The following is an 18936-nucleotide window of genomic DNA, read 5'->3' as shown; positions in this document are numbered from 1 at the left end:
ATGGAAACCTCAGGTATCAAGGTTAGTGTTATTGTACCAATCTATAATACATGCAGCTATTTAGAAGCTTGCTTGACAAGCTTAGTCCAGCAAACATTGAAAGAAATAGAGCTTATTTTGATCAATGATGGATCAACAGATGGTTCTCAGCAAGTGATTGAAACATTTGTGGAGCGTTTTCCAGAAAAAATGCGCGTGTTTAATCAGGACAATAAAGGCCAAGCCTATGCACGTAACTTAGGCTTGGTCCATGCTAAAGGAGACTATATCGGATTTGTTGACTCAGATGATGTGGTGGCAGTTGGAATGTTTGAACAAATGTATGAAGCTGCCGTGAATACGCAAGCTGATATGGTGGAATGTGATTATAAATTTTGCAAAGTCGTTGAAGGTGTTGAATACCCCTTGCGTAAATATGGCAAGGTTCATGAAAGAAAAAAGCTGGAAGATCTTTTTATCGATCCTTTGGTTTCTCCATGGAATAAACTATACCGTCGGAAAATAATCCAGCAAGCACAAGTTTTTTTCCCAGAAGGATTAATCTATGAAGATACAGCTTTTTATATGAACTTGCTACCTTGGATTAAGAAAACGGCATTTGTAAATACAGCCTATGTGACCCATTACTCACGGGATAACTCTACCCAGACGATTCATGGAAATCCTAAGGTTGGAGACATGCTGACAATTATTGAAGGAATTGTCCAGTATTATCAAAACAATCATTTTTGGGAGAAATATTCTTTAGAGTTAGAGTACTTTTGTGTAAAAATTTTACTTTGCAGTTGCTTAGGAAGAATGAGTAGTTTAGGAGATAAAGCAACCAGAAAAGAAAACATGCAACGAATAACTGCTCTAATTTCTGACTATTTTCCTAATTATCGTAAGAATCCGAAGTTCAAAGCGGGGCTGCAGAATAATTATATAAAAATGTGTAATCCTTGGACCATTCCTTTTTTCGCTTTTCTCTCAGGAAAGGTGTACCAATGGAAAATGACAAAAATACAGGAACAATAATTACAATACAAGATAATCATTTTATCTTCAATCAAGTCGATCAATTTAGATATATTTCAAGGGGGAGTTATGGATAGAGTCGTAAGTCAAAAAAACCGATTGTTCAGCAATGGCATGGTGAATATCAATTTATATACCTTAACAAGTGTATTGATTGTATGTATTTTTTTTGCACCAGATTATATCGGTGTTTCATTTTTAAATTTACAAAGAATATGCTTATTGGTAATTTGGTATCTCATTTTTCGAGATCGTAAACGTCGAAACACATTTCTTACAGTAATTGCTAACGTAAGGTATAACGTCTTATTTTTGCTGTATGTAGCAGTCCTCTTTGTAACTGCTTTAGCAAGAATGAATCCAAATACTTTATTAAATCCACTATTTGATCAGCTTGCCATATTTTATACCGTACTGTACCTATTTAAGTCAGGTTATCCAATCGAAAAGTTTAATCAACTTCTAGTAAGGATTACTTACATTCTTTGCTTGATGGGGATTTTCGAATATGTTACCAAGTTTTCTATATTTACTAAATTTGAATTTATTAAGGGTTTGACTACGGGAGAATACATCCGAAGTGGCTCTTATCGTATCTTTGGACCCGCACATCATCCTCTAGGGTATGGGCTCTTTCTAATTCTAATGCTTGCGATTATTTGTTACAAAGAAAAAAGTGGCTTAAGTTTGTTTCATCGTCCGTTTGGGGTGGTATTAATTTTAACAAATACAATTATGACTGGGTCACGTTCAACAATGGGTATCTTACTTTTAGCGCTTGCATTAGTTGCTATTTTTAGTACGCGAAAAAGTCAAGTTCTGTTTCTTTCGACTTTAATCATCGGAATAGTAATTTCCTTGACCGTTCTATTTTTTAATACAGAACCTGTTCAATCATTATTGAGCAAATTTAGCTTAGTTGTCGACGCAGCGTTTAACACTAATTTGGCTTCAAATTTCGATACCGAAGATATGTTAACTTACAAAAACAGTTCTCAATATCGTGAATGGTTGCCTAAAATTTTAGCAGTGTCATGGTTAAATCCATTTTTAGGGCAAGGCAATGGCTATCAATTTAACTGGTACTACGAAGGATTTCACATAAACTCGATTGATAATTATTACATTAATCAATATATAAAAGTGGCTTATCCGGGATTAATCGTTCAAATAGTCATCTATTTAAGTTTTTTAATAAGTATGCTTAAGACAGCTGTATTCAGGCGCTCTAGATTAGCAGTCGCTTTCTTGATTTCTTGTAGTTGCTACTTTTTGAACCTTTATTGGGTGGACGCTCTTGGCACGCTAGATTATGTTTTTTTCATTTTTGCGGTTGCCTACCATTTATTTGAACATACAGAAAGAGAGAAAGATAGCAATTATGAGAGTATCAATAATTATGGCCACTTTTAATGGTGAAAAAGTAATTGTTCCTCAATTAGAGTCAATTATGAGACAAACGTTGCAACCAGATGAAGTATTGATTTTCGATGATTGCTCAAGCGATGGAACCTTTCGGATGATCAGTGAGTTTATCCGAAAGAATCAGTTGGAAAGTCGATGGAAAATAAAATGTAACCAGAAGAATCTGGGTTATTGCAACAACTTTAGAAATGCTGTAGCTCAAGCTACCGGTGATATTATTTTTTTTGCGGATCAAGATGACATATGGAGAGGCGAAAAAATTGAATTAATGACTAAAATGATGGCAATGAATCCGGAGATAGAACTTTTGGCAGCTGAATTTATTCCTTTTCAAGGAGAACCACCTCAAGAAAGTCTCCAAGAAAAAAAATCAGTCGAAGAGTACCAAATAGAAAAGATCAACTTCACCCAAAGAAATATGTATTTACGTTCTGTGGGTTGTACGATGGCTATTCAACATTCATTTGTAGATAAGATATTACCTTTTTGGTACGACCAATGGGCTCAAGATGAGATTGTTTGGAAGCTTTCAATGTGTGAAGGTACTGGATATACGGTGAACTATCCATCCATTTTTCGAAGATTTCACGAAAATAATACCTCAGGTAAAAAAATGCATACTGTTGAAAAAAGAATGGAGTATCTAATCAATTTAGATAAAAGTTTCAAGTATATGATTCGTTTTATAGAAACAAGTCCTTACGCCGATAAAAACACAGCGCTGATTCAAATAAATCAAGCGATGGTGAAACATCGCCAGGAAGTAGTACAAAATGGTAATTTACGTTCAGCACTTCTACTCTTGTTTAAAGGACTGTCAACCTATCACAAAAAAAGAGGTTGGTTGGTCGAGTTATATTTAGGACTACAAAAAAATTAAAGGAAATCTTAAAAGGTTTAAAGTTACAGGAGGAGAAAATGAAAATAGTTAAATTTGTTATTTATTTGGCATGTGTAGTTTCGTTAGGTGTTTTAGGAGTGTATCTCTATAATGCGGGAAAAGATGTGGACACAGTTGCTCCGGTTATTACAGTTCCAGAAGAGTCACTTCATTTAAATGTAAATAGCACGGATCATGATCTTTTAAAGGATGTTGTAGCAAAGGATAATAATGAAGGGGACATCAGTAATAGTGTTTTTGTCGATAAAATATCTAAGGGAGCAGACGAACAAGCAAACATGTTTGATGTGTCCTATGTTGCAATGGATGAACAATTAAACGTGGCAGAAGCCACACGGAAACTTGTTTATGAAGACTATCATCCTCCTCGTTTTTCAATCAAAAAACCACTGGAAGTTACCAGTGATCTAGAGCTTGAATTACGTGATTTAGTAACAATCAGCGACTTGAAAGATGGAGATATTACACCCTCTATGAGAGTTGAAGGGGAAGGAATTGGAAATGTTGAAATTATTCCCGGAAACTACAATGTGACCTTAAAAGTCACCAATAGTTTAGGCGATCAGTCCGAACTACCAGTTACTGTAAAAGTGAAATCTACTGTTACAGAAGAAGGACCAAGAATAAAATTAACAGATTATGTTGTGTACCTACCATTAAATACACCCATCGAACCTAATAGCTATCTAACATTTGTTGAAGACGGTAAAACATTGCGAGTTGCCAATGGTGCAAGTGATGAAGCTTTAGGTGAAGGAGAGCCAACGGAAGGCGTAGAAACAATTGAAGCTTCGTCTATTACCTATTCTTCCAATGTGGATCCAAGTGTTCCAGGTATATACCAAGTTGTTTATCAATATCAATCCCCCACAACAAATCTAACGGGATCCACAACCCTATATGTTTGTGTAGAAAGAGGACAATAAGATGGGACAACACAATTTAGAAATCAACAAGAAACAAGGCATTAATTTGTCTAGCATGTTGAAATCAATTAAAAAATCAGCTGGAGTGATTATTAGTTTAACTGTGATTTCTTCTGCTTGGGCTTTTATTTTAATTAATGAATACATGCCAAGTAAATATACAGTCAGAGGTAGTGTTGCGATCATTCCAAAGGGTGAAATTGGTTCAGCATTTAACGAAAATAATTTCGTACAGGCTGCCGACAAGTTCTATGGACTACTTGACAGCGAAGTCTTTCGCCAAATTGTTTGGGATAGTCTAGAAGAACCAGAACAATCGGGTGATGTACTAAATATCATTTCAGAAGATCAATCCAATTTGATTTTTTTCGAAGGTGAAAGCAACAGTCCGAAACAAGCATTCGCAATATCAAAAGCGGCGATTAACAACTACAAAAAAGTGTTTAATTACACGGAAGATATTTATTCTTTAGATACTTTTTCAGCGCCACAGGCTAAACAAATTGTCGAGAAATCCAATAATTCTATCTTGTTGTCTGCTGCAACTGGCGGTGTCGTTCTTTTTTTGGGAACACTAATAGCGGGACTTAGCTATATGTTCAGCACAAAAGTCTATACGGTCGAACAAGCTAAACGCTTAATTAAGGGACATTATTTAGGAAGTATTGCGTATCAGAAAAAGAATAAAGATGAGACGTTATTAATTACGCAAGCTTCCACTATTCCAGCAATTGTGAATGATTATCGTAAGGTAGCAATAAATATTGATTACTTGATGAAACGAGCTGGCAACAAAGTATTGATGATCAGCAGCTTGGAGCCTAGTGAAGGAAAGAGTACTGTTGCCTTAAATGTAGCTGTGACTTTGAGGAAGCTAAATCGAAAAGTCCTTCTATTAGATTTAGACCTCAGGCATCCTAACTTAATGAGATATGCCAAAGTAGAATTGAGTCCCACCTATGAAATAAGTAAAGTATTAAGTGGAGGGACCAAAACCAATGCGGCGTACTTCAAAAATTATATTCAACATCATGAGGAATTAGACATTGATTACATCTTTGGATCAGTAGTTGTTTCTCATGAAGAACAGTCAATAATGGATCGACTAGAAGAGTTACTAAATTCACTGAAAAGTGAGTATGACTATATTATTCTCGATACATCACCAATTGGGATTGTCAAAGAAACTTATCTCAAAGCTTCTCTAGCAGAAGAAGTTATGCTAGTCGTCAAACAGGGCGAAACCAGAGCAGATCTTGTGAATAAAGTTATTGATGATTTTGAGACGTCTGAAATTTCAATGATTGGCTTTATTTTAAATAGTGTTCCTACAAAGGAATAAATACAGAATGAGGATAATGGGGATGAAAAATGCGCGAACAATCAAATAATTATGATAGCAGTCTAACTGATGACACCATTACGATCCAAATTAGAGATACAATCAATCGGTTAGTCTTAGGATTTAAACGATATGGACTTTCAATGTTATTAGTGTTGTTGTCAACAACTTTAACAGCAGTATTACTGTGGACTTACAGCCATCAACCAGTCTATGAAAAACAAACTATCTATACGGTAACCATAACTGGAGGAACAGCTCAAGATAATCTAGCGACAGCTTTTTTAACTGGTAGTTTTCCAGAATTGATGAACAGTCAACTCAGTGATGTAATTCGGGAAGATTTACAATTATCAGATCAAGACTCTTTTGAAGTCAATGTAGAAATTTTAAATTCCGTAAATATGATACGCATGTATGCTCGCTCAACAGATCCTGAAATTGCAGAAAACGTTCTGAATGTGCTGACGGCTCGCTATCCTGAGTTTGCATCAAAAGATTTAGGAAATGTAACATTAACTGAGATTGAAGATTCTCAACACTTGAATTTAGTGGAAGACAATGAGCGATTCTTACTATTTGCTTTGGTCGGTTTTATTGTAGGTATTGTATTAAACAGCTTGTTTCTTTTGAGATTTATTTTTAGGTTCAAAACAGTCCAATCTACAAGCTCCATCTCACGTATCACCAATTTAAAAAATTATGCTGTATTGCCTAAATTGACTCAAGGAAAAGTAGAACGCAAAAAAAATTATCGTGAACAAATTATCTTACAAGATATTTTTGATCAAGAAATCAAAGCTTCGACTTTAAAATTGAAAATCCAAAAAGATGATACATTGATGTTTGTATCTGCAAAGCCTAAGGAAGGCGTAACAACGATAGTCGGTGAGATTGCTAAACATCTAACGAATATTGGACAACGACCTTTGATTTTCCAAATAGTTGAAGATTCATCAAACAAAAATATGATCAAACAGATTTTAAAAAGACCGGCAGTTCTTGACACATTTATCACTAAAGAGGATCGAATAAATTATTTAACAGTCAACTTAAACGAATTTGAGGAAGTCTGTCGAGAAAGCATAACGGGAAAAAATGATATCCACGAATTAATTAACTTTTTGAAGAAAAGAAGCGACTGTATTTTGATCGACGCTTGCTCTTTAGAAAAAACAAATTATTTACCGCCATTTGCTCAAGCAGTAGACAAAACAATTTATATTGTCAAACAAGGAACAACTGAAATTACCGAAGTTCAAAATGGATTGTCTGTACTTGAAAACAATGGATACAAGTTGCTGGGATATATGATGAATTATGCGGACCGTGACAGTCTTTATTACGGGGCTTACGGCAAAGGAAAATACGATAAATATTACACAAGTATACAAGATAAAACAATCGAAAACTTACCAGAGTTATAGAAAGGACAGGGTGGGACATGAAAAACAAAAAGGTATTTTATTCGCTGCTTTGCCTATTTATCGGACTATCCTTAGCTACAGGCTTTGCGTTAAAGCGAGTACATGATCAAGTAGAAAAAGCTCAAGCTACAATTGAGAGTATGACTAATGAACCGGCAGAAGAGGTTGTGGAACCAGTAGAAGAACCAGTAGAGGAACCACCCGTAGAAGATATACCAGCAGAAGGTGCATAACTCGTTATTGCTGCCAGCTCGAATATAAAAAAAGGTTAGCAGGTTAGAAGGCTAGGGATGAAATGAGCAAAAGAAAAATAGTATCTATTATTATTCCAACGTATAACAATTTTGACTGTTTTGAAGAGTGTTATAGCTCTTTAATCAGTCAAACCTATAAAAACTTAGAAATCATCATTGTTGATGATGGCAGTACAACTACGCCTCCCCATTCTCTTATGGAAAAGATTAATCAAGACCATCGAGTGTTTTATTATCGAAAGAAAAATCAAGGGCCCAGTGCAGCTAGAAACTATGGGATTGAAAAGAGTACTGGAGATTATCTTTTATTCATGGATAGTGATGATCAATTAGACAAAGAAGCAGTTGAAAAATTAGTGGAAGTTTGCTGCATTGATCGACAAGCACCAGATGTAGTTATTTTTGGTTTTTATTTGTACGAGAAAAGTCAATATATTGAAAGTAAAGTAGTACCTGCTTTTACAGGTAGTCGTGAGGATTTTTTGAAAGATTCCTTTTATGATTGCTATAAAAAGTTTCTTATGAATGCTCCTTGGAATAAATTGATTCGCAGAGAACTATTAATAGAACAACAGATACGTTTTGACGAAGAATTAAGGATAGTAGAAGATTTGCTTTTTTCCCTAAAGTTGGTAGAAAAAGTACAGCGAGTCGTGGTACTGGATCAAGCTTTTTACCACTATTATTTTTTGAGACCTGACTCGCTAGTTTCAAAGTTCAATGAGAACAAGGAAGCCGCACTTTTAAATGCTTGTCAGATGATTATGCACCTGACCAAGTCATCCTCCGAACATCATCCTTATTATTGTAAAGATACAGTGATGAAAGTGATTCTTCAGCTAATGGATATTCGTAAACAATCCCAATACTCACTAAAAAAGAGGGGTCAACTGATAAAAAAATGCTTAAGTAATCCGGATTTATCAGCGGTTGCAAAGATTGCTCAGGGGGAAACACGTCGTGAGAAAGAGAAGATTCTTTTGTTAAAACTACTAATAAAAGTTATTGGGAATCCCCAGCCAACTTCAACTATTTAAGAAGGTGAAAAAATGATTGATATTCATACACACATGTTGCCAGCAATTGACGATGGCGCTAATGAGATTGGCGAAACATTAGAGATGTTAGAGAAATCAGTAGCAATGGGCGTTTCTGAAGTAATTTTCACTCCCCATGGAAACACAGGAGAGTTCTCAGGACTGTTATACAAAGAACAGATTTTGGAAGCCTACCACTATGTTTGTGAATTTGTTCAATTACAGAATATGAATCTTAAACTGCATTTAGGGATGGAAGTAATGGCAAACCGAAGGATAAAAGAAGCTTGGTATACCCATGAATTACTGACTCTAGCTAGTACGGATTATTTGTTAATCGAATTCCCCTTTAATGCGGGAACTGATTACGCATTCGGTGCTTTAAAGTCAGTTGAAGAATGTCGATTGAAACCGATTATTGCACACCCTGAACGGTATGAATTAATTATACACAATCCTGAGATAGCTTATGAATGGAATAAACGCGGCTATATTTTGCAGATAAATAGTGGCAGTATTCTAGGCGAGTTTGGTGAAAAAGTACGTAGGACAGCCCATATTTTATTAGATCATCAGCTGGCTCAATTAATTGCAAGTGATTGCCATCATAGCGATAGAAGAGGACCGAATCTTAATTCTGTTAAACAACTATTAACACGTGATTATTCATCGGGTTATGCGGATCTATTATTAACTATTAATCCAAAGCTGCTTTTAGCTAATCAACCAATTTTAATTATAAATCCTCAAAATCCGTTGAGGTAGGAAAGGTTTTAAAATGAAAAATGAGGTAATTAGGGTATCTGTTTGTATTACCACTTATAATCATGAGAACTATATCAGACAAGCCTTGGAGAGTGTAGTCACTCAAAAGACTAAATTCCATTTTGAAGTAATCGTTCATGATGATGCATCAACAGATAATACGCCAAAAATCATTCGCGAATACATGGGGAAATATCCAGATCTAGTAAAAGGAATACTACAAAAAGAAAATCAGGTTTCACAAGGTGTCAACATTGATCAGCAATTTATTTTACCTTTATGTCAAGGTGAGTATATGGCCTTTTTAGAAGGTGATGATTATTGGGTGGATAGTTATAAATTGCAGAAGCAATATACAGCAATGCAAAGAAATACCTTCTGCTCTATATGTGTTCATCGAGTAGAAATTATCGATGAAAGTGGTCAGGCTGCTCCTCAAGCACGTCCTTCCAAAAAAGCTTTTACTAAAGATATGATTATCAGCGGCTCAGAGTATTTAATGTTTCAAGAATACCTTTTTCAAACAGGTAGTTATTTTTTTAAAACTGATTATATGAAAGAATTTATGAATAGTGAAACAAAATTAATAAGGTATTTTAATGGTGATGATTGCATCTTGAGATGGGCAATTCAAAAAGGAGCAATTCTATTTTTAAATGATACGATGTCTGTTTATCGGGTAAACGTGCCAGAAGGCTGGAGTACTAATTATGCGCAACATTCTAAAGTACAAAGAATCGAATACCTAAAGAGAAGTATCCAAGCAGAACAGATCTTTAATGAAGAATCCCACTTTCGGTTTCGTTCTATTGTGGAAGGGAAAATATTGATCGCTATTTTAACTGCAAATTCCTACAGTCATCAAGAGGCAAAGGCACTGATGGAGCAACACCAAAAGATAATAACTGCATTTATCGAGCGTAAACCTAAAAATCAATTTGAGAAGTATATCCAAGCAAGCTATAAGGTGTATAAAATTAGTCCCACATTACATAAGATAATGCGTAAACTAAATCACATGCGAAAAAAAATGATTGCTGAATAAAAATGGGGGAAAAATATTGAAGGATATCTACGTTACTAGAGCCTCAATGCCTAGTTTAGAAGAGTACGTCGAAGAAATCAAGGATATCTGGGATACTCACTGGATGACAAATAGCGGGATTAAATCCTTGATGTTAGAAGAAGAGTTAAAAAAACTATTGCAGGCAGATCAACTTTCGTTGTTTGTAAATGGGCATCTTGCGTTGGAGTTGCTGGTGCAAGCAATGAATCTTTCAGGTGAGGTAATTACTACACCATATACTTTTGCATCAACCACGCATGCTATTGTGAGAAACAATCTTACCCCTGTTTTTTGCGATATCAAGCCAGATGATTTTACGATGGACGCAGATAAAATAGAAGCTTTGATTACTGATAAAACAACCGCAATATTACCAGTTCATGTGTATGGAAATGTTTGTGAGGTTGAAAAAATACAAAAAATTGCCGATGCGTACGATTTAAAAGTGATTTACGATGCGGCACACGTTTTTGGGGTAACTTACAAGGGAGACAGTATTAGTAAATACGGAGATGCTTCAATGTATAGTTTTCATGCAACAAAAGTATTTAACACGATTGAAGGCGGCTGCGCATGCTATAAAGATGAAAAAGTTGGCTATAAATTAGAACAGCTAAAAAACTTTGGTATCCAATGTCAGACAGTAGTCGATGGTGTGGGAGCAAATGCTAAAATGAATGAGTTTCAAGCAGCTATGGGTCTATGTAATATGAAGTATTTACAAAAGAACATTCAACATCGCCAAAAAATTGTTGAGCTATACAATGATTTATTAGGTGATGTGGAGGGAATTACTCTGAATAAGATTCAAGAGGACGTTCAATCCAACTTTTCTTATTATCCGATTGTTGTTTACCCAGAATACTATGGTGCAACACGAAACCAGCTTGCAAATTTCTTAGATGAACAGGGAATTCATCCGAGAAAGTATTTTTATCCGATTACCAGTTCTTTTGACTGTTATCATAACCAATTTGATCCTTTTCAGACCCCCGTGGCCTTAAAAATGTCAAAAAGAGTATTAACTTTACCATTGTATGCTGATTTATCGTTGCAAGATGTTGAACGAATTTGTCAATTAATTAAACAATTTGGCAAAAGTATGCGAGCGGGATCAAGTAATAAAATTACGATCGATAATTCAATTTAAAAAGAGTTATGAAGGAGAAAAAAGGGTGAAAAAGAAGGACCCCCAAAAATCAGATACATCTATTCAAAGTAAAACGGCTAAAGGAATGTTTTGGTCAGGTTTGGAGATGTTGGGACGACAAGGTGCAACCTTTATTATCCAGATTGTTTTGGCACGTTTATTATTGCCAGAAGATTTTGGGCTGATTGGCATGTTAACAATCTTTATTGCGCTGTCAAATGTTGTCATTGATGTAGGCTTTCAAACATGGTTGCTTCACGAAAAAGCGCCCACTGAAGAAGAATTCTCGACGGTCTTTTTCTTTAATCTGTTTGTTTCGATCATAGTATATGGATTGTTATTTACAGGTGCGCCATTTGTCGCAAGGTTTTATGGCCAGCCAATTTTATCATCTATGCTCCGTTTATTAGGTGTGAGTTTAATTTTAAACGCACTTGCCTTAGTGCAGCGGACTCAGTTGACGATTAAGTTGAATTTTAAGGTTCAAACATTAATTACTGCCTATTCAATTTGCATTTCAGGCGCTGTGGCAATTTTTTGTGCTTATTTAGGTTTTGGTGTATGGAGTTTGGTTTTCCAACAGGTAATTAATACAATGCTTAACTCTTTAATGACTATTTTTTCAAATCGCTGGTTACCTAAATGGACGTTCCAACTCCAAAGTTTTAAGAAGATGTTCCACTACAGTTGGAAGTTGGTTGCTTCCACAATGCTGGATACAGCATTTAATAATTTAAATTCTATTTTGATTGGTCGCTACTTTTCTCCTGCCAGTTTAGGTTATTTTTCTAATGCCCAAAAAATGCAGGATGTTATTCCCCGTTCTTTATCAAGCGCAGTTCAAAAAGTTAGCTTTCCGGTATTAAGCCGTTACAAAGATGACAAGCAAGTCTTGTCGAATGCTTTTACACGGATTTTGACAATGGTTTGTTTTGTTGCTGTTCCAGTCTCTTTTGGACTATCAGGAACAGGCACGGAAATCTTTTTATTGATGTTTGGTGAAAAATGGTTAACTGCTGTGCCTTATTTCAGAATTATGGCATTAACGGCCTCATGTTATCCCATCCATATACTAAATCTGAATTTACTGCAAATCGTTGGAAGAACCGATCGCTTTTTATTTTTAGAAATTATAAAAAAAGTAATCGGGATTACAGCTACTTTGATTGTCCTGTTTGTTTTCCGAAGTGTAATGTCCTTAGTAATACTTGATTTTTTCCTGAACTTTGTCACGTTATACGTAAATGGCTATTTTACTGGAGATATTATTGGTTATACTCTATTCGATCAATTGAAAGACCTATCCAGGTCATTTGTTGCGGGAATTGTGATGCTGGTAGCAGTCACAATTCTCGGCTACTTCCTGCACACAAATCCTCTTGTGAGCTTATTGATAAAAATGATACTAGGAATTTCTGTGTATCTTGGTGCAAGCTTCTTAATCAATCGCAAAGAGATGATTAATTTCTTCAAAACAGCAGCAAAGATGGCAGGTAAGAGCTAATCTAAACACGTAAAGGAGCAAATATGAAAGAAATTGGTGGTTATTTTGGGTTAGAGGAGTTAAATGGGACACCTTACTATCCAAATGCAATTCCTTTAGATAAAGGCCGTAGTTGTTTGATGTATGTAATGAAGGTAAAAAAAATTTCTCGGATATATCTGCCCACTTTTCTTTGTGATTGTGTGGAAGAAGTATTAGTAAATGCGGGAATCGAAGTTAAGTTTTATTCAATTGATGATAAATTACAACCAATCTTTTCTAAACAGTTGTCTGAAGAGGATTGCCTATATTTAGTTAATTACTATGGACAATTGACTAATCAAACGATCAAAGAGTACCAATTGCGATTTCCTCATGTTCTAGTAGATAATACCCAAGCTTTCTTTCAACCACCTGTAACAGGAGTTGACACATTTTATACTTGTCGAAAATTTTTTGGTGTGCCAGATGGAGCATATCTTTTTACGGATAAAAAAATGACGAATCTATTGCCAGTTGATCATTCGAATCAGCGAATGGAGCATCTTTTAGGTCGCTATGAAGAAAATGCTAGCAAGTATTACACAACCTATCAAAAAAACGAAGAACTATTGGACGAAAATCCAATTAGGAAAATGTCTAAGCTAACCATGAACTTACTTAAAGCAGTCCCTTATAAGCAAATAAAACAGCAACGGTCACAAAATTTTAGAGTATTAAGTGAACAGTTCAAAGGGTCAAATTTATTGTCTTATCAAGAGGTAGAGGGGGCGTTTGCCTATCCATTATTAGTAGACAATGCTATAGATATCCGGAAAAATTTGGTAAAAGAAAACATTTTTCTTCCAACGTTGTGGCCGAACGTTGTTCAGCAGCAAGCAAAAAATAGTTTAGACTATCGCTTCGCTTCTAATATTATTCCGCTTCCTTGTGACCAACGGTATGACGAAGAAACCATGATGTATTTAAGTGAAAAAATTCAGCCATTTTTGAGATAGCCTGACAAGGCATGAAAGGAACGATAGATAGTGAAAATTGTTACAGAAAAAAACGAATGGGATGGAATAGTAAAAAGCTTTCCATTTTGGGATGTCTCTCATCTCTGGGGATACCACGAGTCATTTCGATTGAGAGATTATTCTTTCGAGATGAAACTATTTGTTTTTGAGAATGAAAAAGGGCGATTAGCGTACCCATTTTGCGTAAAAAAACTTTCACAACATCATGAATATCGGGATTATGACGGGGAAGTGAATTACTTAGATACAATATATGGACATGTGGGACCATTATATGAAGGCGCAGAAAAGCAAGCGCTCTGGGAGTCTTTTCAATCAGAATTTCGACAATATTGCGAAATGGCTAAGATTGCTCTTATTCAAGAACGATTTCATCCAGTCTATCAAAACCAAATAAAACTTTTCCCAGAAAGTCACGTCTATGAAAAACGTAAATTAGTAGTTTGTTCGACTGTGGATTACGAAACACTTTATCAAATTACCTACAAAAAAAACAGACGTTATTTAAGGAAGATGGAAGCAGAAGGGCTTCGCTTTGTAAAAGTTGGGATAGAAGAAATCGATGGCTTCCTTGAATTGTATTATGACACGATGGATCGAAATACAGCTGAAGAAATATTCTATTTTGAAAAGGAATTTTTTGAAAAACTCAGTGACGAGCTAGGGGATCTTTTTACTCTTTTCTTTTGTTACAAAGATGAAAAAGTCATTAATGCAACTATTTGTTTGCATTCTCCAACTAGCGGTATAGGTTTTGTCATGGGCAACGATCGAAACTATCGTCAATACAATCTAGGCTATATCAGTGCAGCCAATTTTTTGGATCATTTCAATAAAATTGGGATGCCTTACTTAATTACTGGTGGTGGTGAAACTACAGCAATTGATGATTCGATGCTGAAAACTAAGCTAAGATATACCCAAGAAGAACCAGCACCATTTTTTGTCGGTGAAACGTGGTTGATACCTCAACCGAAGAAAGAAGTGAACGTTAGTGAGAGTTGAGTCCTTACAAAATGAAACAATCATAGTGGAATTTCTACAAGAACTTCATTGTGTGCATGAAAGCTTGCGTCCAGATTTTTTTAAACCTTTTCAAGAGGGCATCGTAAAACAGATGGTAATAGAAGCAATAGCTTCTGATAATGAGTTTTTTTATGGTATCAAAAGCGATGAAGAATTTGTTGCAATGATTTGGTTTTCTCAGTATCCAGCTAGAGAAAACGAATGGAATAAGAAAGAAGCTAGTATTCAAATTGATGCTTTGGTAACAAAAAAAGAATTCCGTGGGCAACATTTGGCTAATATGTTAATGCAATTTATCGAAGAGTTTGCTTTAGAAAATGGCGTGAAACTTTTGACATTGAACTGTTATGCAGGAAATGACGCAGAAAAATTTTATCAAAAAGTCGGCTATACACCATCGAATATTACGATGATCAAAAAATTAACGGAGTGAGAGGTTTTCCAGTGCGAGTAATTAGTGATAAAAACAATTGGAATCAGGAAGTGCAGTCTTTTTTACATTGGGATGTTGCTCATGAATGGGGTTACTTTGCTGCGTTCCAGCACCGGGATGAAACATTTCAGCCATTGCTTTTTGTTTATGAAAGTAAAGAAGGTCGAATTGCTTATCCTCTGAATAAACGTAAGCTAAGTGCTTACTCTCCTGAACTTTCGGAGAATAAATACTACTTAAGTGCAGTTTATGGCTATACTGGTGCATTAATTGATGCAAACGAAGATATAGAAAAATTATGGGAAGAATTTTCCGCAGCTTTCAGGAAGTATTGTCAAGAAAACCAAATCCTTCGTATTGAGGAGAACTTTCATCCGTTGTTGGAAAACCAGTTGCCTTTATTTGAAGAAACGAAAACCACTAAAGCACGAGATGTGATCATTATTAAAACAGCACCGGAGGACGTTTTAGAACAAAGTTACTGTCGAAAAGACAAACGGAGAGGTGTTAAGACAGCCAAGAAAAAAGGGGTAGTTATTCGCCGGGAGGGAATTGAGCAACTCGATCGCTTTTTAGAGATGTATTATCAAACAATGGATCATAATCAAGCACCCGAAATTTATTACTTCGAACCAGCATTTTTTCAAACGCTGTTTGAAGAATTTAATGAGCGCTTTGTCATGTTCAATGCCTATTTGGATGATCAAATAATTGAATCGATTCTATATCTGTATACGCCTTTATGTGCTTTTTCTTTCTTATCTGCTCGTGATGTAAGTTATGCCAAGTATCATGCAAATGATTTAATCAGCCAAAAAGCGTACGCTTATTTTCATGAGATCGGTGTGGAGAGAGTGAATGAAGGCGGTGGGAGAACCGCTGATCCAGAAGATTCTTTATTTCTTTTTAAACGAGGGTTTACTAAAAAGAGTGAAGAGGTTCAGGAAATTTTTCCTTACCACAAAGCGAGTACGGAGTTTCTAGAACAAAAATAATTGAATAAACTGATGGAAAGAAGCGAGAAAATGGCAAAAATATCTGTCTTTGGATTAGGGTATGTAGGGTTAGCTAATGGACTACTGTTAGCGCAGAAGGAAGAAGTAGTCGCTTATGATATTGATGATGAGAAAATTAGAAAATTAAAAAAGGGTCAGTCTCCAATAGAAGATCAACAAATTCAAGAGTTTTTAGGACGCAAGGATTTAGCGATTCAATTTACTTCTGAGTTTAAACAAGCGGCTATTTTTGGTGATTATCTAATTATCGCAACGCCAACCGACTACGATGTAAAAAAAGACTATTTTAATACTTCGTCCATTGAACAAGTAATTAAAATGGTCTTGGAAATAAATCCTAAAGCAACTTTTATTATCAAATCAACCATTCCTGTTGGTTATACTGAATCGCTAAAAAAAGAATTCAATACTGAAAATATTATTTTCTCCCCAGAATTCTTGCGTGAAGGTCATGCGTTGCAAGATAATCTCTATCCTTCAAGAATTATTGTAGGTGAGAAGTCTTCTCGAGGAAAAGAAGTAGCTGAATTATTTAAAAGAAATGCTTGGGCTAAAGAAATCCCTGTTTTAACAACAGGCACAACCGAAGCGGAAGCAATCAAGTTATTTGCAAATTCCTATTTAGCTTTGCGGGTGGCTTATTTTAACGAGCTGGATACTTATGCAGAAATAAAACAGTTGAATACTCGTGAGATCATTGAAGGTGTCGGCTTGGATCGGCGAATCGGTACACATTATAATAATCCTTCTTTTGGATATGGTGGCTATTGCTTACCTAAAGATACGAAGCAGCTACTTGCTAATTATAAAGATGTTCCCAGTACATTAATACGAGCAATTGTTGAAGCGAATAGAGTTAGAAAAGATTTTATTGCCCAACAAATTATAGCTGAAAAACCCAAATTGGTGGGGATTTATCGACTGACAATGAAAAGTGATTCTGACAATTTTCGGCATAGTTCGATTCAAGGGATTATTAAACGAATTAGAGCTGAGGGGATTTCAGTAGTGATCTATGAGCCAACAATAACGGAGGAGCGCTTTTTTGATAATCGTGTCGAAAACGATTTAGCACGGTTCAAAAAACAGTGTGATGTCATTGTGGCAAATCGCTTGGAAAATGAGCTATCCAATGTAAAGCATAAAGTTTATACAAGAGATATTTTTGGACGAGATGATTAGATTTCAAGACGAGTGAACAAAAAAGGCGGAATGTAAAGATGAAGAAGGATGGGAAGCGAAAAGAAAGAAGTCCCTTAAAGATAGTTTTAATAGGATTGTCTATTGCTTTGTTGGCAGTTATTTTGGGATTAATTGTATTTTGCTATAGAGTTTTTTCTGATGTTAAAGCAACAACCGGCAACATGTATCAGTCTGTGGAACGAGAAAATGGAATTAAAAAGGCATCATTGGATGAATTAGAGCCGTTTAGTGTGCTACTACTGGGTGTAGACACTGGTGCTTTAGGTCGAACGGAACAAGGACGATCGGATACATTAATTGTTGCCGTTGTTAATCCGAAAGAAGAGCAGACAACGTTGGTTAGCGTGCCAAGAGATACCTATACAGAAATTGTTGGGTATGGAGAAATGGATAAGATTAATCATGCTTATGCATTTGGTGGTGTTTCAATGTCCATTGCTACAGTTGAAAAATTGTTAGATATCCCGATTAATTATTATGCGACTATTAATATGGAAGGAATTGAACAATTGGTAGATGCCGTAGGTGGGATATGGGTAGATAATCAATTCTCATTCACCTATGATGAAACAGAATTTCCTGTGGGGCGACAACAACTAGGTGGTGTTCAAGCGTTACAATATGTGCGCATGCGGTATGATGATCCAGATGGTGATTACGGTCGACAATCTAGGCAACGACAATTAATTAAAGGTTTGGCTAAGCAGGGCTTAAGTCTTGATGGCTTAGCGAGCTATCAAGAAATACTAAGTAGTCTAGAACAGAATATGAGTACCGACATCACATTTGATGAAGTAGGGGTACTTGTAAGAAAATATAGAACAACTCTTGGAAATATAAAATTGGAACAGGTACATGGTGAAGAATATATGCAGGACAATATCTCTTATCAGCAGGTTCCGCCAGAAGAATTAGCGCGAATCCAAACCTTGGTAAAAAGCCAGTTAAACTAATGATTCCTTAGGTTGAATCTCTCATAATCATTGGTAAACTTGAGAGGCAGATTAGGAAGAGTAAAATAGTTTGTGAAGATTGGTTATTCAGCTTTTAGCTAATATCAGTTCGCTTAATATCTATTATTGATTGGATTACGGATTTAACAGGTCAGCAAGACGTCACCTTCCAGAGACGGATCAGTTGATTTCAGCTTGAAGATAATCCAAAACACAGCCTCTATTAAAAAGGCTGTGTTTTTATTTAACCTGTGAATTGTCAAATCAAGTGCAACACTTCGTCAAAAAATACTTCATAGGGCGCTTTCCACTCTAAGCATTTACGTGGTCTTAGGTTAATTTTTTTAACAACTTTTTCTAGTGACTGATTCGTGAGCTCTTCTAATGATTGATGTTTCATGTCGGCAATTGCACAGCACAAGTGTCCGTAGCTGACGTTTTCTTTTGTCTGATTGACGGATTCGCTCATTCATTCACTCCTTTTTTACTTTAT

The 18936-nt window shown here is 35.7% G+C and carries 19 protein-coding genes; 18 read left to right on the top strand and 1 reads right to left on the bottom strand.

Annotated elements, in window-relative coordinates:
• From IGI42_RS18285 to IGI42_RS18200, 18 genes are all read left to right on the top strand, one after another.
• A complete protein-coding gene (locus IGI42_RS18285; protein WP_438717426.1) occupies window positions 1-1017 on the top strand; it encodes a glycosyltransferase family 2 protein in 1017 nt (338 codons plus the stop codon).
• 69 nt (window positions 1018-1086) lie between these two features.
• Entirely contained in the window at window positions 1087-2430 is a 1344-nt protein-coding gene (locus IGI42_RS18280) for an O-antigen ligase family protein (protein ID WP_438717425.1), read from the top strand.
• Window positions 2417-3322, top strand: a complete 906-nt coding sequence (locus tag IGI42_RS18275) for a glycosyltransferase (protein WP_438717424.1) — start codon at window positions 2417-2419, stop codon at window positions 3320-3322. Before IGI42_RS18280 ends, IGI42_RS18275 begins: the two co-directional genes overlap by 14 nt.
• Window positions 3323-3360: 38 nt before the next feature.
• A complete protein-coding gene (locus IGI42_RS18270; RefSeq protein ID WP_438717423.1) occupies window positions 3361-4269 on the top strand; it encodes a hypothetical protein in 909 nt (302 codons plus the stop codon).
• 1 nt (window position 4270) lies between these two features.
• Window positions 4271-5611 carry a CpsD/CapB family tyrosine-protein kinase gene (locus tag IGI42_RS18265; protein ID WP_438717422.1) on the top strand — a complete coding sequence of 447 codons (1341 nt, stop codon included), beginning with the start codon at window positions 4271-4273 and terminating at the stop codon, window positions 5609-5611.
• Window positions 5612-5640: 29 nt separating this feature from the next.
• Window positions 5641-7038, top strand: a complete 1398-nt coding sequence (locus IGI42_RS18260) for a hypothetical protein (protein WP_438717421.1) — start codon at window positions 5641-5643, stop codon at window positions 7036-7038.
• 17 nt (window positions 7039-7055) lie between these two features.
• Window positions 7056-7271, top strand: a complete 216-nt coding sequence (locus IGI42_RS18255) for a hypothetical protein (protein ID WP_438717419.1) — start codon at window positions 7056-7058, stop codon at window positions 7269-7271.
• Between the two features lie 62 nt (window positions 7272-7333).
• Window positions 7334-8329 carry a glycosyltransferase family 2 protein gene (locus IGI42_RS18250; RefSeq protein ID WP_438717418.1) on the top strand — a complete coding sequence of 332 codons (996 nt, stop codon included), beginning with the start codon at window positions 7334-7336 and terminating at the stop codon, window positions 8327-8329.
• Window positions 8330-8341: 12 nt separating this feature from the next.
• The gene (locus tag IGI42_RS18245; RefSeq protein WP_438717417.1) at window positions 8342-9094 is read left to right on the top strand and encodes a tyrosine-protein phosphatase; all 753 of its coding nucleotides are present in this window, start codon (window positions 8342-8344) and stop codon (window positions 9092-9094) included.
• A gap of 13 nt (window positions 9095-9107) precedes the next feature.
• Complete coding sequence (locus tag IGI42_RS18240) at window positions 9108-10139, top strand: glycosyltransferase family 2 protein (protein WP_438717416.1); 1032 nt, start codon at window positions 9108-9110, stop codon at window positions 10137-10139.
• Between the two features lie 16 nt (window positions 10140-10155).
• Window positions 10156-11310: a DegT/DnrJ/EryC1/StrS family aminotransferase gene (locus IGI42_RS18235; protein ID WP_438717415.1), complete on the top strand. Its 1155-nt coding sequence runs from the start codon at window positions 10156-10158 to the stop codon at window positions 11308-11310.
• Window positions 11311-11335: 25 nt separating this feature from the next.
• Window positions 11336-12814, top strand: a complete 1479-nt coding sequence (locus tag IGI42_RS18230; RefSeq protein ID WP_438717414.1) for a lipopolysaccharide biosynthesis protein — start codon at window positions 11336-11338, stop codon at window positions 12812-12814.
• A gap of 23 nt (window positions 12815-12837) precedes the next feature.
• On the top strand, window positions 12838-13791 hold the full coding sequence (locus tag IGI42_RS18225) for a hypothetical protein (RefSeq protein ID WP_438717412.1): 954 nt from the start codon (window positions 12838-12840) through the stop codon (window positions 13789-13791).
• A gap of 30 nt (window positions 13792-13821) precedes the next feature.
• The gene (locus IGI42_RS18220) at window positions 13822-14817 is read left to right on the top strand and encodes a GNAT family N-acetyltransferase (RefSeq protein ID WP_438717410.1); all 996 of its coding nucleotides are present in this window, start codon (window positions 13822-13824) and stop codon (window positions 14815-14817) included.
• Between the two features lie 25 nt (window positions 14818-14842).
• Window positions 14843-15271 carry a GNAT family N-acetyltransferase gene (locus IGI42_RS18215; protein WP_438717409.1) on the top strand — a complete coding sequence of 143 codons (429 nt, stop codon included), beginning with the start codon at window positions 14843-14845 and terminating at the stop codon, window positions 15269-15271.
• Window positions 15272-15282: 11 nt separating this feature from the next.
• Window positions 15283-16266: a peptidoglycan bridge formation glycyltransferase FemA/FemB family protein gene (locus tag IGI42_RS18210; RefSeq protein ID WP_438717408.1), complete on the top strand. Its 984-nt coding sequence runs from the start codon at window positions 15283-15285 to the stop codon at window positions 16264-16266.
• Between the two features lie 30 nt (window positions 16267-16296).
• A complete protein-coding gene (locus IGI42_RS18205) occupies window positions 16297-17469 on the top strand; it encodes a nucleotide sugar dehydrogenase (protein ID WP_438717407.1) in 1173 nt (390 codons plus the stop codon).
• A 38-nt stretch (window positions 17470-17507) separates the two neighbouring features.
• A complete protein-coding gene (locus IGI42_RS18200) occupies window positions 17508-18443 on the top strand; it encodes an LCP family glycopolymer transferase (RefSeq protein ID WP_438717406.1) in 936 nt (311 codons plus the stop codon).
• Window positions 18444-18702: 259 nt separating this feature from the next.
• Here IGI42_RS18200 and IGI42_RS18195 read toward each other — a convergent pair whose 3' ends face one another.
• Entirely contained in the window at window positions 18703-18912 is a 210-nt protein-coding gene (locus IGI42_RS18195; protein ID WP_438718336.1) for a hypothetical protein, read from the bottom strand.
• Window positions 18913-18936: the final 24 nt, after the last annotated feature.

This window comes from Enterococcus sp. AZ109 (assembly GCF_051714625.1).
Taxonomy (GTDB): Bacteria; Bacillota; Bacilli; order Lactobacillales; family Enterococcaceae; genus Enterococcus_A.
The sequence above is the reverse complement of the archived record's forward strand: the minus strand, read 5'-3'. Positions and strand labels throughout refer to the sequence as shown.